This is a genomic window from Pseudomonas sp. MPFS (assembly GCF_022537035.1).
In the GTDB taxonomy this organism is placed as follows: Bacteria; Pseudomonadota; Gammaproteobacteria; order Pseudomonadales; family Pseudomonadaceae; genus Aquipseudomonas; species Aquipseudomonas sessilinigenes.
The window spans coordinates 4,941,104-4,960,834 of the sequence record NZ_CP066123.1; the positions used below are offsets into that span (position 1 = coordinate 4,941,104).

General features: G+C 58.4%; 18 protein-coding genes. 6 read left to right on the top strand and 12 right to left on the bottom strand.

All coding sequences use genetic code 11. The features are described 5' to 3' along the window. Positions 1–74: 74 nt before the first annotated feature. Both I9018_RS22505 and I9018_RS22510 read right to left on the bottom strand, forming a co-directional pair. Positions 75–842: a CHAD domain-containing protein gene (locus I9018_RS22505; RefSeq protein ID WP_241107547.1), complete on the bottom strand. Its 768-nt coding sequence runs from the start codon at positions 840–842 to the stop codon at positions 75–77. Between the two features lie 142 nt (positions 843–984). Continuing rightward, the gene (locus I9018_RS22510) at positions 985–1,263 is read right to left on the bottom strand and encodes a hypothetical protein (protein WP_068581760.1); all 279 of its coding nucleotides are present in this window, start codon (positions 1,261–1,263) and stop codon (positions 985–987) included. 219 nt (positions 1,264–1,482) lie between these two features. Here I9018_RS22510 and I9018_RS22515 point away from each other — a divergent pair, with 219 nt between their 5' ends. After that, the gene (locus I9018_RS22515; protein WP_241107548.1) at positions 1,483–2,520 is read left to right on the top strand and encodes a patatin-like phospholipase family protein; all 1,038 of its coding nucleotides are present in this window, start codon (positions 1,483–1,485) and stop codon (positions 2,518–2,520) included. Position 2,521: 1 nt separating this feature from the next. Here I9018_RS22515 and I9018_RS22520 read toward each other — a convergent pair whose 3' ends face one another. From I9018_RS22520 to kdpF, 6 genes are all read right to left on the bottom strand, one after another. Then, a complete protein-coding gene (locus I9018_RS22520) occupies positions 2,522–3,217 on the bottom strand; it encodes a response regulator (protein ID WP_068581766.1) in 696 nt (231 codons plus the stop codon). Positions 3,218–3,315: 98 nt separating this feature from the next. Further along, the gene (locus I9018_RS22525) at positions 3,316–5,967 is read right to left on the bottom strand and encodes a sensor histidine kinase KdpD (protein ID WP_068581768.1); all 2,652 of its coding nucleotides are present in this window, start codon (positions 5,965–5,967) and stop codon (positions 3,316–3,318) included. A gap of 100 nt (positions 5,968–6,067) precedes the next feature. Further along, the gene (gene kdpC, locus I9018_RS22530; protein WP_241107549.1) at positions 6,068–6,613 is read right to left on the bottom strand and encodes a potassium-transporting ATPase subunit KdpC; all 546 of its coding nucleotides are present in this window, start codon (positions 6,611–6,613) and stop codon (positions 6,068–6,070) included. A 32-nt stretch (positions 6,614–6,645) separates the two neighbouring features. Beyond that, complete coding sequence (kdpB, locus tag I9018_RS22535; RefSeq protein WP_241107550.1) at positions 6,646–8,730, bottom strand: potassium-transporting ATPase subunit KdpB; 2,085 nt, start codon at positions 8,728–8,730, stop codon at positions 6,646–6,648. Between the two features lie 10 nt (positions 8,731–8,740). Further along, positions 8,741–10,435 (bottom strand): potassium-transporting ATPase subunit KdpA, encoded by a 1,695-nt coding sequence (gene kdpA, locus I9018_RS22540; protein ID WP_241107551.1) that lies wholly within the window; start codon positions 10,433–10,435, stop codon positions 8,741–8,743. 11 nt (positions 10,436–10,446) lie between these two features. Continuing rightward, complete coding sequence (gene kdpF / locus I9018_RS22545) at positions 10,447–10,536, bottom strand: K(+)-transporting ATPase subunit F (protein ID WP_058435663.1); 90 nt, start codon at positions 10,534–10,536, stop codon at positions 10,447–10,449. Between the two features lie 481 nt (positions 10,537–11,017). On the opposite strand from kdpF, the gene I9018_RS22550 reads away from it, so the two are divergent. Then, complete coding sequence (locus I9018_RS22550; protein ID WP_068581781.1) at positions 11,018–11,185, top strand: DUF2897 family protein; 168 nt, start codon at positions 11,018–11,020, stop codon at positions 11,183–11,185. A gap of 43 nt (positions 11,186–11,228) precedes the next feature. Here I9018_RS22550 and I9018_RS22555 read toward each other — a convergent pair whose 3' ends face one another. Further along, complete coding sequence (locus I9018_RS22555; protein ID WP_068581784.1) at positions 11,229–12,080, bottom strand: DUF1989 domain-containing protein; 852 nt, start codon at positions 12,078–12,080, stop codon at positions 11,229–11,231. 30 nt (positions 12,081–12,110) lie between these two features. Continuing rightward, positions 12,111–12,749, bottom strand: coding sequence for a GntR family transcriptional regulator (locus I9018_RS22560; protein ID WP_241107552.1), 639 nt, complete (start codon positions 12,747–12,749; stop codon positions 12,111–12,113). A gap of 189 nt (positions 12,750–12,938) precedes the next feature. Between I9018_RS22560 and I9018_RS22565 the strand changes: the two genes are divergently transcribed. Further along, complete coding sequence (locus I9018_RS22565; protein ID WP_241107553.1) at positions 12,939–13,499, top strand: TetR/AcrR family transcriptional regulator; 561 nt, start codon at positions 12,939–12,941, stop codon at positions 13,497–13,499. A gap of 129 nt (positions 13,500–13,628) precedes the next feature. Here the strand turns inward: I9018_RS22565 and I9018_RS22570 are convergent, their stop codons facing one another. Then, entirely contained in the window at positions 13,629–13,958 is a 330-nt protein-coding gene (locus I9018_RS22570) for a ComEA family DNA-binding protein (RefSeq protein ID WP_241107554.1), read from the bottom strand. 109 nt (positions 13,959–14,067) lie between these two features. Next, on the bottom strand, positions 14,068–16,062 hold the full coding sequence (locus I9018_RS22575; protein ID WP_241110189.1) for a nucleoside-diphosphate sugar epimerase/dehydratase: 1,995 nt from the start codon (positions 16,060–16,062) through the stop codon (positions 14,068–14,070). 760 nt (positions 16,063–16,822) lie between these two features. Here I9018_RS22575 and I9018_RS22580 point away from each other — a divergent pair. From I9018_RS22580 to I9018_RS22590, 3 genes are read left to right on the top strand one after another with little or no spacing between them, the layout of a single operon-like run. Then, on the top strand, positions 16,823–17,947 hold the full coding sequence (locus I9018_RS22580; RefSeq protein WP_241107555.1) for a DegT/DnrJ/EryC1/StrS family aminotransferase: 1,125 nt from the start codon (positions 16,823–16,825) through the stop codon (positions 17,945–17,947). After that, positions 17,944–18,642 (top strand): WbqC family protein, encoded by a 699-nt coding sequence (locus tag I9018_RS22585; protein WP_241107556.1) that lies wholly within the window; start codon positions 17,944–17,946, stop codon positions 18,640–18,642. The genes I9018_RS22580 and I9018_RS22585 overlap by 4 nt, the downstream gene beginning before the upstream one ends. Next, entirely contained in the window at positions 18,636–19,577 is a 942-nt protein-coding gene (locus tag I9018_RS22590; protein ID WP_241107557.1) for a hypothetical protein, read from the top strand. The genes I9018_RS22585 and I9018_RS22590 overlap by 7 nt, the downstream gene beginning before the upstream one ends. Positions 19,578–19,731 lie beyond the last annotated feature (154 nt).

Sequence of the window (19,731 nt, forward strand, 5' to 3'; positions counted from 1 at the left end):
TTAACCAGCGTCACGGATGCACACAGCGCCTATTCCGGCCAAAGCAGCGGACAGAAAAGCCGCAACCTGGCGGCTCACCCCTGGAAGCAATCAGCGCATAGCTTGTCCAGTACCTGATCGGAGCGGGCCTCGGCCTTGAGCATGGTGCGCCGCCATACGGCCATGCAGGGCAAGAGATCCAACTCATGCTCGGCCTGAGCTAGCCATTGCCAGCAATCGTGCCAGTCCCCCAGCACTGCCTGGGCCTCCTTCAGCCGCTTGACGGCCTTGGCAGGCAAGCGCGCCAAGTCGGGATAGGCATCTGCGCCATAACGCACGCGCTTGATCAGCAGCCGCAAGCGATGGCGATCATGGGCCGGGTCCTGCAGCGCGTCGCCCAAGATCCGCCACTGCTTGGCCAGGCGTTTTTCGATGCGCTGGCGCAAGCCACCCAACAGTCCTTGATGCTGGGCGGCCCTGAGAAAGCGCGGAAACGCATCCAGTACCATCAACAGCTGCGCCAGCTCCGGCCCACTGGCCACCGCGGCATACTCGCCTTGCAATTGCGCGGTGCGCCGATCGGCAGGCGCATGCTGGCCATGCTGATGCAAATAAGCCGCCAGCACCTCGCGATCACGGATCGGCGTGGTCACGCGTCCGACTTCACTGGCCGCGCCCTCCAACTGCTCGACACCCGGCAAACCACGCAAAGGTCGCAACAGGCTGCGCAAGCGCCGTACGCCGACACGCAGGTCATGCAGGGCCTCGCCATCCGTAGCTGCGGCCAAGCGAGCCTGGCACGCCAGCAAGTTCACATCCAGGCTCAGGATCTGAGCCACCAATCGATCGATCAAGGCAGACATCAAGGATTCCCCCAAGCACGACACCCATCCGGCAGCGCACTGCCGTTCCCCTGAACGGCATCGCGGGCCGATGACCAGCCCAATGCCAGTTCATCGACCCGCGATCCCCGTATTACCGTTTCAGCGTAACGCGTATGGCGATTTAACGCCCGGCGCGAGACTCACGAATGTAGAAGCGCGCCTTCTCGGCCTTGTTGGTGCACCCTTCGAAGGCTTCGAATTGCTGCTGGGTCTTGGCACCCGTCAGCAACGACAGTGCCTTGGAGTAGCTCACGGTGCCGGCGAAACCCTCGGCCTTGGCCAGGTCCAGCTCATGCCAGGCGGCATCCAGCTGCGTGCCGCAGCTATCACGGTAGGCAGTCTTGCCTGCGCAACCGGTCAACGCCAGTGCAATCAGGGGCAAGCAGATCCAGGCTTTCATCAATGACACCTCAGGAATGGAAAACAGTCGTACAGGGTAAGACGGCGACCGCAGGAAAAAGTGCCAGGCCCATCTTCTGGAAAATATAGCCGCGCCAGTCTATCCGTGCGGCCAGCCAGGCACTGGAAAAATACCGAGCGCCCCTGCAGGCACATCGACGATTGAACCCCGGGCCGCTATGGGTGCATTGTTGCAACCTGCTTGGCGAAAGGACAGATCATGAACAAACGTGTCGCACTGGTCCTCGGCTCGGGAGGTGCCCGCGGGTACGCCCATATCGGGGTGATCGAGGAAATCGAGAAGCGCGGTTATGAAATTGCCTGTATCGCTGGCTGCTCCATGGGCGCCGTGGTAGGCGGTATCTACTCGGCCGGCAAGCTCGCGCAGTACCGCCAGTGGATCGAAAGCCTGGATTACCTCGACGTACTGCGCCTGGTGGATGTGAGCTTTCGCCTGGGAGCCATTCGCGGCGAAAAAGTCTTCGGGCAGATTCGCAAGATCGTCGGTGACGTGAACATCGAAGACTTGCGCATTCCCTACACCGCGGTTGCCACCGACCTGACCAACCAGCAGGAAATCTGGTTCCAGGAAGGCTGCCTGCATCAAGCCATGCGCGCCTCGGCAGCAATTCCCAGCCTGTTCACCCCGGTGATGCAGGGCAATCGCATGCTGGTGGACGGCGGCCTGCTCAACCCGCTGCCGATCGTTCCGGTGGTGTCCAGCCACTGCGACCTGATCATCGCGGTCAATCTCAACTCCACCAACCAGCGGCACTATCAGTTGCCGGTGATCCAGCGCCCCCCAGCCTTCAAGAGCCGCTTCGACAGCCTGATCAACTCGTTGGGCTCGCGCCTGCCATTCCGGCGCAAGCAGGCCGAGCAACTGTTGTTGCTGGAGCAAGAGGCATTTAGAAGCGATGCGGCGCAGATCAATCCCTGGGTCGAAGGCGCCGAACCTGAGTCCCAACAGCCCGCCGCGGCCCCGGAAACCGACGGTGCCCCCAGGTCGGCCAGCGGCTCGTTCATCGTCGATAACGTCGGCCCCGCCTCGCTGCTGGACCTGGTCAACCAGAGCTTCGAAGTCATGCAGACGTCCCTGGCCCAGTACAAGATCGCCGGCTACCCGCCGGATATCCTGATCAACGTACCCAAGCGGGTGTGTCGTTTCTTCGAATTCTACAAGGCGCCGGAGCTGATCGCCCTGGGTCGGGAAATCGCCAGCGACACCCTCGACCGCTACGAACAGGAGCAGCTCTAGGTCAAGCTTCGCCCGTCAACAAGCGATAACCGACCCCGGCCTCGGTGACGATAAAACGCGGCCGGGTCGGATCGTCTGCGAGCTTCTGGCGCAGGTGCCCGACCACGATCCGCAGGTAATGACTGTCCTCGGTATGGGTCGGCCCCCAGATGTCCTTGAGCAGTTGCTGCTGGGTGATCACCCGCCCCGGGTGGCGGGCCAGCTGGGCCAATACCGCATATTCCTTGCGTGTCAGGGCCACTTCCACGTCCTCGAGCAAGACCCGGCGGTACGCCAGGTCGACCGTCAAGGGCCCCACCTGCAACGCCGCTTCCTGGACTTCTCCCGACGGTGCCTGGCGCAACAGGGCGCGTATGCGAGCCAGGAACTCCTGGATACCGAACGGCTTGGTGACATAGTCGTTGGCCCCGCCGTCCAGGGCTTCGACCTTCTGCAACTCGCTGGCCCGCACCGAGAGCACCAGCACCGGTACCGCCGACCACTCGCGAAACTCGCGCAGCACCTGCTGGCCATCCATGTCCGGCAACCCCAGGTCGAGCACCAGCAGGTCCGGCTTGTTCAACGCCGCCTGGGCGAGGCCCTCGGTACCGGTGCCGGCTTCAATCACTTTGTATCCTTGGGACGCCAGGCTGATGCGCAGGAATTTGCGGATCTGCGGCTCGTCGTCGATGACCAGGATGGTCGCGGTCTGGCTCATGGGTTCAGTTCAAGACAAATAAGAGACAAGAGAGTAGCGCAACGCCAATCTCCTCCAGAGGGCTTTTGCAGGAGCCCTCGCCCCTGCCACCGATCGCGTCACAGCTCACCCTCGAGTTCCGGCTGGGCCTGCAAGGGCAGGTACAGGGTGATACAGGTGCCCTTCCCATCGATGCCATCGGCGACACTGATGTGCCCGCCATGGGCCCCCACCATGCCCTTGCAGATCGCCAGCCCCAGGCCCGTACCCTGGCCGCCCCGATCGCCCCTGGCGGCGGTGTAGAACATGTCGAAGATCTTCGCCCGCTCCTCTTCGGGAATACCCGGCCCCTCGTCGCTCACAGCGAAACTCAGCGCCTGCTCGTCGGCGCGAACCGCCAGGTGCAGGCGGCCATGAACCGGGGAAAAACGCGCCGCATTCTCCAGCACATTGACCAGGGCCTGTTCGATCAGCGCCGCGTGTACATACAGCAGCGGAAGATCCTGGGGCAACTGCGTACTGACCTGCAACGGCGCCAGCACCACCCGCAGGCGATTGAGCGCGCTGCCGACGATATCCGCCGGGGTGACCCAGTCGCGGGCCAGCTTCAAGGCGCCATGGCCAAGCCGGGTCATGTCCAGCAGGTTCTGGATATATCGATCCAGGCGCTCGGCTTCATCCCGGGTGCCCTCCAGCAGTTCCCTGCGATCCTCCAGGGGAATCGCCTCGCCCAAGGCCAACAGGCTATCGATGCTGCCGCGCATCGACGTCAGCGGAGTGCGCAAGTCGTGGGACACAGAGGCCAGCAAGGCGCTGCGCAGTTGCTCGGTTTCGCCGTGCAAGCGCGCCGCCTCCAGGTCCTCGGCCAGGCGCGCCCGGGCCAGGGCCTGGGCCAACGGCTGGCTGAGCGCGGTGAGCAAGCGCCGACGTTGATCACTGAAGACCGCGCCCTCCCTGGGACACACACCCAATAGGCCCAAGGGGCCGTCATCCACTGACAGCGGCCACCACCACCAACGGCCAAAAGGCAAGGTCCCAGTGCCCAACCCCGCAGGTTGATCGTGCTGCCAGGCCCAATCGGCCGCGGCTCGCTCGGCTTCGGAGAGTTGCTGGGTGCCACCACTCTCGACCTTCCACGCACCTTGCTCATCGCGGTTGAACAAACAGATACGCAACTCCTCGCGCCCGTTCAGGTGCTGGATCGCAGCGCTGATCACCGCCTGCCGATCGGTGGCAGCCGTGAGTTTGCGCGACAGGTCCAGCAGCTCGCCGGTTTCCTCCTGGGTATCGCGCAGTGCCTGCAACTGCCGGCGCTGGCGGGCCGCGAGGTTACCGGTGAGCGCGGCCATCAGCAGGAAGAACAGCAGGGTCAGCACGTCTTCTTCGCGCTGGATGGAAAGGGAGAAGTTCGGCGGGATGAACAGGAAGTCGTAACTCAGGAACGACAGCGCGGCGCAGGCCAGGGCCGGCCCCAGGCTGCTGCGCACCGCCACCAGCAGCACTGCGGCGAGAAATACCAGGGAGATGTTCGGCAGCGCCAGGATTCCAGCCACGCCCCAGGCCAGGGCACTGGCCAACAAAGTCGCCAACAGCGCCAGGGCATAGTCGAACCACACCAGCGGATGCTTGACTCGCAACCTCGGCTGGCTAGGCAATGGCTCGCTGTCCAGGACATTGATTTCCAGGCCATCGGCGTTGCGCAGCAAACGTGCCGCCAGCCCGCCGCCGAACCAGCGCCGGCGCCAGCGACGGCTCGACTGCCCCACCAGCAACAGGCTGGCCCGCCGCTCGTTAGCGTGCTGGATCAGGGTCTTGGCCACCTCGCCCGCCCGCAGCAGGACCACCTCCCCGCCCAGGCGCTCGGCCAGTTGCTGGGCCGCCTGCAGACGCAAGCGCGACTGTTCGTCGCCAAGACGGCCGTTATCCACATGCACCAGGCTCCAGGGCAAATGCCGACGCTGTGCGACCCGGCTGGCATGGCGCACCAGGCGTTCGGCCTGGAGATCACCGTCGACGCCCACCAACAGCCGCCCGCGCACCGCCGGTGCCGCTTGCCCGAGGCGGCGATAACCCTGGGCCAGGTCGTTATCCACCTGGGCCGCCGCGGTCTGCATCGCCAACTCGCGCAGGGCCGTGAGGTTGGTCTGGCTGAAGAAGGCATCGATGGCCGCCCGGGCCTGCTCAGGCACATAGACCTTGCCATCGCGCAGGCGCTCCAGCAGCTCCCGGGGCGGCAGGTCCACCAGTTGCAATTCATAGGCCTCCTGCAGCACCCAGTCGGGCAAGGTCTCGCGGACCTGGACCCCGGTGATGCCGCGCACCTGGTCATTGAGGCTCTCCAGGTGCTGGACATTGACCGTGGTGAACACGTCGATACCCGCCGCCAGCAGCTCCTGGATGTCCTGCCAGCGCTTGGCATGGCGGCTGCCCGGGGCGTTGCTGTGGGCCAACTCGTCCACCAGCGCCAGCTTGGGCCGGGCCTTGAGCAAGCCGTCCAGGTCCATCTCCTCCAGCAGCACCCCACGGTATTCCGAGCGCAGCAGGGGCTGTTGCGGCAAGCCGCCCAGCAGTGCCTCGGTCTCGGCCCGTCCGTGGGTCTCCACCACCCCGGCCAGGACCTTGACGCCCTGGCGCATCTGAGTATGGGCGGCCTGGAGCATGGCGTAGGTCTTGCCGACCCCGGGCGCGGCGCCGAGAAAGACCTTGAGCCGGCCACGCCCGTCCCGGGGCAGCTCGGCAAGCAGCGCGTCGGCGCGACCGGAATCACTCATGGGGCATCTCTCTGCGACAAGACAATGGGTTTCAATCGTCACTCCTTGGGGCTCGAGCATCGCAAAAGCCCCTTTCGGGGCTTTTTTAAGGCTCGCCAGATTACAGCCGCTCCAGGGCCAGGTTCAGGGCCAGCACATTGACCACCGGCGGGCCGATCAGCGGCCGCTCGGTGTGCTCTGCCACCAAGGCTCGGAGCCGGTCGGCTGGCAGGTTGCGTGCCACTGCAACTCGCGCCAGTTGATAGTCAATCGCCTGCGGTGGCAAGTGCGGATCCAGGCCGCTGCCGGAAGTGGTCAGCAACGCCAGGGGCACCGGGCCCTGCCCGGGCACCAAGAGCTTGTTGGCATCTTCGATCACCCGGGTCGCCAGCGCCGGATTGCTCGGTGCCAGGTTGCTGGCCCCGCTGGCCACCGTGGCAAAGGCACCTGCGGAGGGGCGCGGGTGGAACCAGGCATCACCGACAAAGTCCTGGGCGATCAGGGCCGAGCCCCGCACCTTGCCGCTGTCATCGCGGACCAGGCTGCCATTGGCCTGGTCCGCGAACGCGACCTGGGCCACTCCAGTGACCACCAGCGGATAGGCCACGCCGGTGATCAGGGTCATCAACACGATCAGGCTCAAGGCCGGACGCAATACGCTAGACATTTCTCAATCCTCGATGGGTCAATCCCGGCCGCCTACACCAGGTGCGCGGCGGTCAGCAGCATGTCGATCAGCTTGATCCCGGCAAAGGGCACCACGATGCCGCCCAGGCCGTAGATCAGCAGGTTGCGCCGCAACAGATGGGCGGCACTCGCGGCCTGCACCCGTACACCGCGCAAGGCCAGGGGAATCAGCACCACGATGATCAGCGCGTTGAACACGATCGCCGAGAGAATCGCGCTCTGCGGGCTGGCCAGGCGCATGATGTTGAGCACGCCCAGCTGTGGATAAATCGCCGCGAACAAGGCCGGCAGGATGGCGAAGTACTTGGCCACGTCGTTGGCGATGGAAAAGGTGGTCAAGGCTCCACGGGTCACCAACAGTTCCTTGCCGATCTGCACCACGTCCAGCAGCTTGGTCGGATCGCTGTCCAGATCGACCATGTTGGCCGCCTCGCGAGCGGCCTGGGTGCCGTCGTTCATGGCCATGCCGACATCGGCCTGGGCCAGGGCCGGAGCATCGTTGGCGCCGTCGCCGCACATGGCCACCAGGCGTCCGTCATTCTGCTCGTGGCGGATGCGCGCCAGCTTCTTCTCCGGCGTGGCTTCGGCCAGCACATCGTCGACCCCAGCTTCGGCGGCGATGGCCGCGGCCGTCAGCGGGTTGTCGCCGGTGACCATCACGGTACGGATCCCCAGTTTGCGCAACTCGGCGAAACGCTCGCGGATACCGGGCTTGACCACGTCCTTGAGGTGAATCGCGCCCAGCAACCGGCCAGCGGCGCAGACCAGCAGCGGAGTGCCGCCGCTCTGGGCGATCTTGTCGATCTCGCGGGCCAGTGCCGGAGCCAGGTCATCGCGCTTGAGGCCAACGAAATCCAGCACCGAGTCCACTGCCCCCTTGCGGTAGGCCTGGCCGCGATAGTCGACCCCGGACAAGCGGGTCTCTGCGCTGAAAGGCACGGCCACCAGCAACTCGCTGCCCGGCTCGGGCTGTGGATAAAGTTCGCGCAGGTATTCGACGATGGACTTGCCTTCGGCCGTGTCGTCGGCCAGGGATGCCAGCAAGGCGGCCTCGGCCATGTCCCCGGCGTTGACGCCCGGGGCCGGGTGGATGGCGCTGCACCGGCGATTGCCGAAGGTGATGGTGCCGGTCTTGTCCAGCATCAACACATGCACGTCCCCGGCGGCTTCCACCGCCCGCCCGGACTTGGCGATGACATTCAGGCGTACCAGGCGGTCCATGCCGGCGATGCCAATGGCCGACAGCAGGCCGCCGATGGTGGTCGGAATCAGCGTCACCAGCAGTGCCACCAGGAACACCAGCGGCAAGCTGCCATTGGCGAAATGGGCGAACGGCTGCAGGGTCACCACCACCAGCAGGAAGATCAAGGTCAGGCCGATCAGCAGGATGTCCAGGGCCACCTCATTGGGGGTTTTCTGGCGCTTGGCGCCTTCCACCAGGGCGATCATGCGGTCCAGGGTCGACTCCCCGGGATTGCTGGTGATACGCACCAGCAACCAGTCGGACACCAGCCGGGTGTTGCCGGTCACCGCCGAGCGATCGCCACCGGACTCGCGGATCACCGGCGCCGACTCCCCGGTGATCGCCGCTTCGTTGACCGCGGCGATGCCTTCGATCACTTCACCGTCGCCCGGGATCATTTCCCCGGCATCGACCCGCACCACATCGCCTTTGCGCAGGTTGGCCGCTGGCACCAGCTGGAAGCTGCCATCAGCACTCCTGCGCCGGGCGCTCAGGCCTTCGCTGCCGGCCTTGAGGCTGTCGGCACGAGCCTTGCCACGCCCTTCGGCCAGGGCCTCGGCGAAGTTGGCGAACAACACGGTGAACCACAGCCACAGGGCGATCTGCGCGGCCACGAAAGTCGGCACCGCGGTGTTGGGCACCAAGCACAGCACAGTGGTGAGGATCGCGGTCAGCTCCACCACCAGCATCACCGGCGAGCGCTGCAGTTGCCGTGGGTCGAGCTTGACGAAAGCCTGGACCAGCGCCGGGCGCCACAGGGCGGACAGGCTGGTGGCCGACGACGGCGCAGAAGAGTGCTTGGCCTTGGCCGCCGCATCGGCGACCTTGTTCGAGGCGGGAACATGCATATTCATCATCAGATCCTCAGAAGCCCATGCTCAGTTGTTCGGCGATGGGGCCCAGCGCCAGGGTCGGCAGGAACGTCAGGCCACCTACCAGCAGGATGGTCATGGTCAGCAAGGCCACGAACAGTGGGCCATGGGTGGGAAAGCTGTTCTGGCCTACAGGCGCGGGTTTCTTCAGGGCCAGGCTGCCAGCCAGGGCCAGCACCGGCAGGATGTAGCCGAAGCGACCGATCAGCATGCCCAGGCCCAGCATCAGGTTATGAAACGAGGTGTTGGCGCTAAAACCACCGAATGCCGAGCCATTGTTGGCGCTGGCCGAGGTGTAGGCGTACAGCAGTTGGCTGAAGCCGTGGGGCCCAGGGTTGCTGATGGCTCCGGCCGGTCCTGGCAAGCTGGCGGCCAGTGCCCCCAGCACCAGCACGCCGATGGGCATGACCATCAGGGTCAGTACCAGCAGTTGCACTTCCCTGGCCTGGAGCTTCTTGCCCAGGTACTCAGGCGTGCGCCCGATCATCAGGCCGGCCAGGAATACCGCGATCAGCACATTGAGCAGCATGCCGTAGAGCCCGGCGCCGACACCGCCGAAGATCACCTCGCCCACCATCATGTTGATCAGCGCCACCATGCCGCTCAGCGGGTTGAGGCTGTCGTGCATGCCGTTGACCGAACCGTTGGAGGCGGCAGTGGTGGTCACCGACCACAGCACCGTGGCCGTGGTGCCGAAGCGCATCTCCTTGCCCTCCAGCGGCGCTGCCTGCTCCACGGCCGGATTGGCCAATGCCGGGTTGGGTTGGTATTCGGCCCACAGCGAGGTGGCGCCGCCAATCAGGAACAACGCCAGCATGCAGGCGATGATGGCCCGGCTCTGGCGCATGTCCTTGACGTAATAGCCAAAGGTGAAGACCAGCGCCACCGGGATCAGGATGATCGAGACCAGTTCGAACAGGTTGCTCCAGGCCGTGGGGTTCTCGAACGGATGCGCCGAGTTGACCCCGAAGAAGCCACCGCCGTTGGTACCCAGTTGCTTGATGGCGATCTGGCTGGCCGCTGGCCCCAGGGGAATCACCTGGTCGTTACCTTGCACGGTCAGGGCGTCCACATAGTGAGCGAACGTCTGCGGCACGCCCTGCCAGACCAGCAGCAAGGCCAGCAGCAGGCACAGCGGCAACAGGCCGTAGAGGGTGGCACGGGTCATGTCCGCCCAGAAGTTGCCCAGGGTGCGTACCGAGCGTCGGCCAATACCCCGGCACAGGGCCACCAGCACCGCCAGGCCGGTGGCCGCGCTGACAAAGTTCTGCACGGTCAGGCCGGCCATCTGGCTGAGGTAGCTCAAGGATGCCTCGCCGCTGTAGGCCTGCCAGTTGGTGTTGGTCATGAAGCTGACCGCGGTATTGAAAGCCAGGGTCCACTCCTGCCCCGGCAGGTGTTGCGGGTTGAGGGGCAAGTGGTCCTGGAACAGCAGGATGAAGAACAACAGGGCGAACCCGGCGAGGTTGAACGCCAGCAAGGCCAGGCTGTACTTCTGCCAGCTCTGCTCCAGTTGCGGATCGACCCCGGCGATGCGGTAGCACACACGTTCCACCGGCCCCAGGACCGGGGTCAGCCAGGTACGCTGGCCTTCCATCACTTTGTAGTAGAAGCGTCCCAGCCAGGGCGCAGGCACCAGCACCAGCGCGAAGAAGGCGAGGATCAGCCAATAGTCATAACTGTGCATCACCGTCGCTCCTAGTTCCGATCCGCGCACAACAGTGCAATCAGCAGGTAAACGAACAGGCCCACTGCAAGCAGTAACGACACCGCGTCCAGAATGTTCATGGAATGTCTCCGAGGTACGGCGATTGCCGCGAATGCAGACATTGTCCGCAGGCTGCCTGTAAAGGAACGAGAGCGACGGGGTGGGTGGCCCATAAAGAAAGCGTAAAGACTCACCCCAAGGACGTTTACCAGAGCCATCACAAGGCCTGGGTGATGCCGGCGGCAGCGCTGGCGCCTCTCTTGAGCTCGCCCTGGCTAACCACCCTATATGCCTGCTTTATAAGCATGGCCTGGCCCAAGACAGCGACCGGACAGGTATTTTGCGGGGCTGGCCGGAACTGGGCTGCATCTGCCTCCGGCTCACTGGGCGTCGACGAGCATGTACTGACAGACGCCCCGCTCTGCGGCACATGGGAACGCTACCCGGCAGAACGATCAGGCATACAATGGAACCCACGCAAAGTGCTTTGACTCAAAGCACCATAGACTGACTCCAGCACGAATCCACGTGCCTGGAGCACGCCCCCTCAAGGAGAATCCTATGCCCTGGTATGCCTGGTTGATTCTGGTGGTTGCCATCGGCTCCATCGTCGGCGGCTTGATGCTGCTGCGTGACACCGCCAGCAAGGTAGAGCTGACCGAAGAGCAGCGCAGACGCGTGGCCGAGCGCAACGCAGAGATGGATGCCAAGGAAGCCCGTGACCGCTGAACCTGCCGGCCCCTGCACCCAAGGTGAAGGGGCCGCTCGCGGTTTATCGCTCCCAATCGGCCTGGGCCATCTGCAAGCCGTGCAAACCTTTGTAGGCTGCTCGCTCAGGCGGGCTCCAGCCATCGAGCAATGACGGAGCCAGGCGGTAGATCTCCACGCCCAACGGACGGCAGACACTCAGTGGGTCCTGGGCCTCGGGCCCCCACATGGGTAATGACAGGTCGCCCCCCGGACACGTCGACAATGCACAGAGCAAGTCTATTTCGGCGAAGAACTCCAGATAGTCCCCCTTCTGCGCCGGGCAGGCCTTCATGAAATACAGATCGTCGTGATTCAGGCCTGTGCACTGGAAGATATTCAATACGTCATGCACATCGAACTCGGTAAGGCCGTAGGGCAAGACAGCCCGAGTCAGATTCGAGTGGCAGTGGTGGTGAAAATCCTCGCCGGTGAGCATTCGATTCACATAAGGGTCGCAGCGGGTCCCCAGCAAATCGTGCAGGCGCCCACCATGCTCATCAACGCCATAATGTGCCAGGCTGTCATCGGTAATGGTGACCAGGGGGCGCAGGAACGGCAGGTTGGACCAGAGCCGATCATGAGTACTGACATGTGCCCCCTGTAATTGTCGAGTCCGCGCAGCCCACAAGCGCTCCCGCGGGTCATCGGCATTCCAGACATTGAAGTCCCCCACCTGCGGTCCCACGGGGGTCGTTACCCGGAACACGTGACCAGCCGGGACCTTCCAGGCCCGACCGGTGCGGATGGGTACTTCGAACTGCTCGATCAACGTGCGTTGTGCCTGGTTATCGCGGATACGCTCGTAAAAAGCCGTATCCACCTGTAGCGCCGAACCTTTACTGACCTGATAAGCCGCCGGGTAGTCCTTGTACATCGGTATGCTCCTTGCCTGCTGATGGATGGATTAGCTGAACATGCTCAATAGCAAACGCTCGGAGTCGTGTAGATACGACTCCATGGCCTCGCCGGCAGAGTGTTTGTCGCCCTCTGCCAGCCATTCATGAATTTGCTGGTCACGCGCCAGCCAGGGTGCCTGGAACAGCGCTTCATCCGGTGCACTGAAGAACAGCAGCCGCAATTGCGCGACGACTTTGGTGAAGAACTCATCCAGCAGGCGCGAATCCAGCAATCCCACTATATGCTGATGGAAACGCAGGCCATGGGTGCCGACGGAGCGCCAATCTTCTCGCTCCCGGGCCAACTCGGCGGCTTCGAGGGCCTCAAGCATATAATCGGACTGGTATTCGCGCAGCGGCCTGGCGTTGGCAATCGCCTGCAGCTCAAGAGTCCGGCGAACTCGAAACAGGTCGCGCACGTCGTCGCTGTTCAAGCGCCGCACGGTCATGCCCTTATGACGAATGTAGAGCGCCAGGCCGTCCTGTCCTAGACGATGCAACGCCTCACGAACGGTGTTACGCGAAGCATTGTAAGTCCTGACCAGTTCACTCTCGAGCAGCGGCATGCCGGGTGGAAAGCGCCCACCAATGATATCTGCACGCAACTCCAGCGTGATGTAATCCGCCAGGGACAAACCATTGCTCATGGGAAACTCTCGTGATTGTTCAACAATAGTTGAATAACCAGCAATCACTTATCGTGCCAACTGTTGGCAACCCGGAGTTCTCTGAAAGTTGTGAAAAAACTGTAACCGCGAGCTAAAGACGACTTATAAGTAGAGTGTGATCTGCCAAACCTTGGTTAAAATGGCGACCTAGTTGTGGAGGTTTGTCATATGCGTTATTCAGCAGATCATAAGTCCCAAACCCATAAACGCATTATCAAAGAAGCTTCGGAAAGGTTCCGCCGTGATGGCATTGGTGCAACGGGTTTACAGCCATTGATGAAAGCCCTTGGACTGACTCATGGCGGCTTCTACTCACATTTCAAGTCCAAGGACGAGCTGGTGGAGGAAGCGCTTTGTGCCGCCGCCGCTGACCTCGATGCTCATTGCGCCGCGCTGTTCGAACAAGAACGCCCACTGCAGGCATTCATCGACAACTACCTTTCCGAGTGGCATCGCAGCTCTCCCCATGAAGGCTGCCCGTTACCCACCATGAGCCTGGAGCTCGGCCAGCGTGGCCAGCCCAGCACCACGAGCGATACAGTGCTCAACGCCAGGCGTATCCAGATTGAGGCCGCCCTGAAAGGTGAAAACAAAACGCAGCGCAGCTTGATGATCATGTCGGCTCTGGTGGGTGCCCTGATGCTTTCACGCAGCGTGGAGAATCCACAACTCGCGGCCCAGATACTAGAGATCGTACGAGAAGGTTTGAAAGAGCAGGAAGGCGGATAAGAACAGGCTGTCCCTCCCCGCGCCACCCGGAGCAAAGTCAGCTGCAAGAAATCGGAACTTTGTGCAGCGTTTTCCCGTAATAGAAAGGCCGGTCATTGACCGGCCTTCATTGTTTATAGATGCAATGAGTCAGTTGATATCAAGCTTGTCTCGATTGCGCTCCAGGATGGCCTTGCCAATACCTTTTACTTCCAGAAGTTCATCCACCGAAGCAAAAGCTCCATTCTCTTCACGATAAGCGACTATCGCCCTGGCCTTGGCTTCACCAATGCCCAATAGCTCACGCTGTAATACAACCGCATCAGCAGTGTTGAGATTGATCTTGCCCGCCCGAACCGCAGACTGCCCCTGCACCTCTTCGGAGACGAGCGGCATCGGCGTGACCGGCGCTGCTTGAGAGACCAAAGGCAGAGTGGAAAGAACTGCAAAGATCAGGGAGGAGAAATAGAGGTTACGCATAAGGACGCTCCATGACATCGATAAGGAAAGCAGCTTTCCGAAGCTGCCTTCCAAACCTAGGAGATGCCGAGCGCAAGTCAAAAGCAGGAGAGTTACGATTTATGTAGCATCACGGCTTGAGGCGACGCTGCTGGTACACCCAATCAACGATTTCACCATCCGGGGTGTAGCCACTGACAGTCTCGCGAAGCAATTGACGAACTCTCGAATAGTCGTGACAGTCAAGCGCTGCGAGGAGTTCGTCGAGCTTGGCCTTGAGGGTATCCCAAGACAAGTAGTCCTCATTGGCACTCATGATCATCGGGTGTTGGGTAGCGACTACGTTGTCACCAATCAGCAATTCTTCGTAAAGCTTTTCACCAGGTCGCAAGCCAGTGAACTCAATGGCAATATCGCCATGAGGGTTCTTTTCTGAGCGAACGCTCAACCCGGAAAGATGGATCATCTTCTCTGCCAGTTCGACGATTTTCACCGGCTCGCCCATGTCCAGCACAAAAACATCACCACCCTGCCCCATCGAGCCGGCCTGGATGACCAACTGAGCGGCTTCAGGAATGGTCATGAAGTAACGAGTGATCTTCGGGTGAGTGACCGTCAACGGGCCACCAGACTTGATCTGTTTATGGAACAACGGGATAACTGAACCCGAAGAACCCAGCACATTGCCGAAGCGGACCATGGTGAAGCGAGTCTTGTTGACCCTTGCCACATTGGAGTTATCTCTAAACAACACCGGAGCCAATTCATGGCTAAGTGCTTGCAAGGTCAGCTCGGCCAAACGCTTGGTACTACCCATGACATTGGTCGGTCGCACTGCCTTATCTGTGGAGATCAAAACAAAGTTTGCAACACCGGCTTGAAGCGCAGCTTGAGCAGTGTTCAATGTCCCAGCGACATTATTCAACACGCCCTCGGCAATATTATGCTCCACCATCGGGACATGTTTATAAGCGGCAGCATGATAAACAGTGCTGACACTCCAAGCGCTCATGACTTCCAGCAGCTTTTCCGAATTACGAACAGAGCCTAGTATTGGTAACAACTTCACCGACAGGGACTTCCGAGTAATACGCTGCTCCAACTCGGACAGAATGCTATAGAGATTAAACTCACTATGATCGAAAAGAATCAGTACCGTAGGTTGTAACAGCAGGATTTGCCGACACAATTCGGAGCCGATAGAACCTCCAGCACCAGTAACGAGGACATTCTGAGCTTTGATACAGCGCTCCAGCAATTCTTCTTGGGCAGGAACCGCATCACGTCCTAATAGGTCAGCAATATCAACTTCTTGAATATCATCGACTTTAACTCGGCCACTTGCCAGATCCATAAAGCTGGGAACGCTTCGCACATGCAATGGAAATCCTTCAAGAAAACTCAAGATTTCACGGCGACGAGCACGATTAGACGAAGGAATTGCCAGTAATATTTCTTGCGCGCCTGTTGCCTTGATCATGCGCTGGATATGCTTGGGCTTATAGACCTGCAACCCCGAAATAACTCGGCCAGCAATGCTCAAGTCATCATCAATGAAGGCTACCGGGCGCATCAGGCGCCCCATTCGTAAAGCGGCGACCAACTGATTCCCTGCAGAACCAGCACCATAGATAGCGACGCGCGGCAGACCATCTTCTCGGTTAGTGAACGGTACATGGCGAACGGCAGAAAACCAGTCACCCAAGAAGTATTGGCGCATGGCCAGACGCAATCCTCCAACCATGATCATACTGAGCCACCAGTAGTTGAAAATGATTGAGCGGGGAACGACATGTTGATGGTTGCTATACCAGTAGACCAGGACACCAAGGACTAAGGATGCAAGACTGACCGCCTTGATGATAGCGATTAATGCGTCGTTACCAAAGTAACGCATAACAGCGCGGTACATTCCAAATCGAATAAATAATGGAATAGCGACAACAGGCGCTGCCAAGAATAGCCAGAAATGGTAGATCAGTGGATTGACCATTTCATCTATTCCCAACCTGACGACAAAGGCCATCCACAACGCAGTCCAAAGGAGCACTACATCAGTAGATACCTGAATCAGTCGCTTTTTTCGTCTAGGCAGGCCCAGCAGCTTTGCACGAAACTTTTCCATAACCCCGTCGCCCACTAAAACAGCTCCTGATATCTTCACGTCAGCGGCTATTCTATCTTCCCCTGGCGATCTTGGCTTAGAATTTTTCCTGAACGGCACTAGCCTTGCTCGATTTTCATCCATGAGATATGTGAAAAATCCGTAAAATCATCGAAACGCTTAGGAGCAAGCTCTCCTCATCGAATCTGAAGCTCTTTCCAACTGATCGGATAGATTCCTAAATGGACTAGCCTAAGCAACTGCCCTTTCTCCAGGTTAGAACCCACCTCCACCGGCATGGAGTACACCGACGCGGTCGCATAATGGCTCCTGAACGAAATGGCTCGAGTGATATCATATAGACATGTCTTCTTGGACCTCTGGCTAACCAAGAGGAAACTGGGAAAATACAAGCTATGCAAGTAGGTCCGGATGTCTGCCGGTGAACTGATTGATCTCCGATAAGACCACCATTACAAGACGGTAGCATGGGCCTACGCGAGGACGTACAGCCAGTACCACAAGCACGCGAAAGCGCTCTAGGCACTTAGGAACTCATTTTAAATCAATGGATTGCATGCAGATCAATCTACAGCTAATGTCGCAGCCTACGCTATCTCTGCCTAAGAAGTAGCTACCAGCTCCAAAGGGCGATTATTATCACGCCCCTAGAGACAGGTCAAATGACGAATCAGCGCCGACCATCGACGGCCGCTTGAGCAACGTCAAGGATACAAAAATTGCGGCCAGTGCCCCCCCATTTCCTGGCCAAGGAGCCGGCATGAGCGAAAAAAACATCTTCGTTACACAACCCTACCTGCCTGCACTAGAGGAGTTCGTCCCTTATTTGCAACAGATCTGGGATAACAAGATCCTTACCAATGGCGGCCAAATGCACCAACAACTGGAAGCAGAGCTGTGTGAGCATCTGGGTGTTGAATATATCTCGCTATTTAACAATGGCACCATTGCCTTGTTGACCGCACTTCAGGCAATGCGAGTTTCGGGGGAAGTCATCACAACCCCATACTCCTTTGTAGCTACAGCACATTCCTTGCTTTGGAATGGTATAAAACCAGTGTTCGTGGACATTGACCCACAAACACTCAATATCGATCCAGGCAAAATTGAAGCGGCTATCACCCCACAAACAACTGCCATTCTCCCCGTACACTGCTACGGCAACATATGTGACGTAGATGCCATTCAAAAAATAGCCGACAATTACAATCTAAGGGTTATTTACGACGCAGCCCATGCCTTTGGTGTAGAAGACTCTCGCGGCAGCATTTTGAGCCACGGCGATCTAAGCGTTTTAAGCTTTCATGCAACCAAAGTATTCAATACTTTTGAAGGTGGTGCGATCATCTGCCCAGACGCAAAAACCAAGAAGCGTATTGATCAACTGAAGAACTTTGGTTTTGTGGATGAAGTCACGGTTGTCGCTCCTGGCATCAACGGTAAAATGGCCGAAATAAATGCGGCTTTTGGACTATTGCAACTCAAGCACGTTGACGAGGCCATGCAGGCTCGGCAAAAAATTGACTCAACCTATCGCGAACTGTTGAAGAACATAAAAGGTATTCGTTTACTTGAAGGCACGGGACAGACAGTATCTAATTATTCATACTTCCCCATCCTAATTGAACCAGACTATCCCCTCAGTCGTGATGAACTCTACCAAAAACTTAAAGATCAAAATATATATTCCCGCCGGTACTTCTACCCACTGATTAGTGAATTCCCCATGTATCGTGGCATGTCCTCGTCCAAACGAAGCAACCTGCCAGTGGCTAACTGCATTTCTGAACGCGTCTTGTGCCTACCAATCTACCCGGCCCTTGAAGAGCAGTCGATTGTGGATATCACTAAAATCATCAGCGATCTACAAGAGCAAGCTCAATGAAATTAGCAATCATGCAGCCATATTTCTTTCCATATATTGGCTACTTCGACTTGATTGCCTCTGTTGATAAATTTGTGTTTTACGATGATGTTAACTTTATAAAGAATGGCTGGATCAATAGAAATAGACTATATCTTTCCGGAGACGTTAGATATTTCACTGCACCGCTTTCCGGCGCCAGCTCTAATTCTAAAATTTTCGAAGTCCGCATCCAGCCGCGACAAGCCTGGACAAGAAAATTATTGGAAAGTATTCGTCAGTCATACGCAAAAGCACCTAACTTCATAGAGACTTTCGACTTACTTCGAGATGTTCTCGATGGTGACAGTGAAAGTGTCTCCAGTCTTGCCCAGAAAAGCGTCCAAAAGAGCGTAGAGCGCCTGGGAATATTAACAAATTTTATTGAATCATCTTCTATATACGAAAACTCCGACTTAAACGGAACAGAACGAGTACTGGATATCTGCCTAAAGGAAGGAACTAAGGAATATATAAACCTTCCAGGTGGAAAATCGCTTTATGATGAGACCGACTTTCTCAAGAAAGGCATTAAACTTAGCTTCACAAATACATCTTTTATACCCTACGCCCAGTTTGACAGACCTTTTTCCCCCGGGCTATCCATTATTGATATGATGATGTTCAACAGCTTTGAACAATGCAGAGAACTAATAAGCCAGGGAAACGCATGCTAGATAAACCCACTGGTGGATACTTTGAACTTGAGCTCCCTCCCAATGGCCCAGGTGCCTATCCGGGCACGCTCAAGTTTCAATCAGCACGAGCTGCGTTTTGCGCCTTACTTCAAGTCGGTCACCCCAGCCGCGTCTGGGTGCCTCGATATATTTGTGACGTCATGCTATCGCCACTCAAGGTAGCTGGTATCGACTTTTCATTTTATGCACTAGAAGATGATTTCTCCATCGATACCAATCTTCAACTTGGTGCAGATGAATGGCTTCTCTACGTGAACTATTTTGGAGCATGCTCATACCAACAGCAGAGGATATTGCAGCGCTTCAATCCTGCTCAAGTTGTGTTTGATCACGCCCTGGCTTTCTTTGCGCCACCACTTGACTGCTTAGCTACCATATATTCACCACGCAAATTTTTCGGCACTCCTGATGGCGGATTGATGTTTACCCGCCTACCACTGACTCAACCGTCAATAGTCGACGAAGACTCGCTTCAGCGCTCAGCACACTTACTCAAGAAGTTAGCTGGAACGCCTGAGCCTGGTTATAATGAATACCAGAGGGCAGAGGCAACTATGGAAGACGTAGAACCCAAAGGAATGTCCATACTCACTGGGCGCCTGTTTTCCAGAATCGACTACGCTATAGCTAAAGAAAAGCGAAACAAAAACTTCCGGTTTCCTCACAACGAATTAGCCGACCTCAACACACTGACCTTTGACATAGAGTCAATCGACGGTCCTCTATGCTATCCGATGCTTCCAGCTGCTCCAGTTCCACATAGTGACCTAGCCAAGCAACGAATTTTCGTCGCACGATACTGGCCCAATGTCATAACGCGCACTGCTCCTGATAGTAGAGAGCGCCTGCTACAGAACGATTGCTCCCCCCATCCCGTGACCAGCGGTACGGGGAAAGTGACCTTCTACGCATGATCAACGCAATAAAGAGAGAATTATGAATATCTGCGAAAAAGTAGTAACACTACACGCAATTGAATTAAGGGATATTGAACAACTCAATCGCCGGGCAAACGCACCAGGGGTGCGGGAAAAATAATGTAATTTCGGGTGAGGTTAAAATATATAT

Excerpts from the sequence above, each read along its gene's own strand:
- I9018_RS22510 (WP_068581760.1), bottom strand. The coding sequence starts at position 1,263 with ATGAAAGCCTGGATCTGCTTGCCCCTGATTGCACTGGCGTTGACCGGT.
- I9018_RS22575 (WP_241110189.1), bottom strand. The coding sequence starts at position 16,062 with ATGGAAAAGTTTCGTGCAAAGCTGCTGGGCCTGCCTAGACGAAAAAAG.
- kdpC (WP_241107549.1), bottom strand. The coding sequence starts at position 6,613 with ATGTCTAGCGTATTGCGTCCGGCCTTGAGCCTGATCGTGTTGATGACC.
- kdpA (WP_241107551.1), bottom strand. The coding sequence starts at position 10,435 with ATGCACAGTTATGACTATTGGCTGATCCTCGCCTTCTTCGCGCTGGTG.
- I9018_RS22555 (WP_068581784.1), bottom strand. The coding sequence starts at position 12,080 with ATGTACAAGGACTACCCGGCGGCTTATCAGGTCAGTAAAGGTTCGGCG.
- I9018_RS22505 (WP_241107547.1), bottom strand. The coding sequence starts at position 842 with ATGTCTGCCTTGATCGATCGATTGGTGGCTCAGATCCTGAGCCTGGAT.
- I9018_RS22585 (WP_241107556.1), top strand. The coding sequence starts at position 17,944 with ATGAAATTAGCAATCATGCAGCCATATTTCTTTCCATATATTGGCTAC.
- I9018_RS22525 (WP_068581768.1), bottom strand. The coding sequence starts at position 5,967 with ATGAGTGATTCCGGTCGCGCCGACGCGCTGCTTGCCGAGCTGCCCCGG.
- I9018_RS22570 (WP_241107554.1), bottom strand. The coding sequence starts at position 13,958 with ATGCGTAACCTCTATTTCTCCTCCCTGATCTTTGCAGTTCTTTCCACT.
- I9018_RS22520 (WP_068581766.1), bottom strand. The coding sequence starts at position 3,217 with ATGAGCCAGACCGCGACCATCCTGGTCATCGACGACGAGCCGCAGATC.
- I9018_RS22515 (WP_241107548.1), top strand. The coding sequence starts at position 1,483 with ATGAACAAACGTGTCGCACTGGTCCTCGGCTCGGGAGGTGCCCGCGGG.
- I9018_RS22560 (WP_241107552.1), bottom strand. The coding sequence starts at position 12,749 with ATGAGCAATGGTTTGTCCCTGGCGGATTACATCACGCTGGAGTTGCGT.
- kdpF (WP_058435663.1), bottom strand. The coding sequence starts at position 10,536 with ATGAACATTCTGGACGCGGTGTCGTTACTGCTTGCAGTGGGCCTGTTC.
- I9018_RS22590 (WP_241107557.1), top strand. The coding sequence starts at position 18,636 with ATGCTAGATAAACCCACTGGTGGATACTTTGAACTTGAGCTCCCTCCC.
- I9018_RS22565 (WP_241107553.1), top strand. The coding sequence starts at position 12,939 with ATGCGTTATTCAGCAGATCATAAGTCCCAAACCCATAAACGCATTATC.
- I9018_RS22580 (WP_241107555.1), top strand. The coding sequence starts at position 16,823 with ATGAGCGAAAAAAACATCTTCGTTACACAACCCTACCTGCCTGCACTA.
- I9018_RS22550 (WP_068581781.1), top strand. The coding sequence starts at position 11,018 with ATGCCCTGGTATGCCTGGTTGATTCTGGTGGTTGCCATCGGCTCCATC.
- kdpB (WP_241107550.1), bottom strand. The coding sequence starts at position 8,730 with ATGAATATGCATGTTCCCGCCTCGAACAAGGTCGCCGATGCGGCGGCC.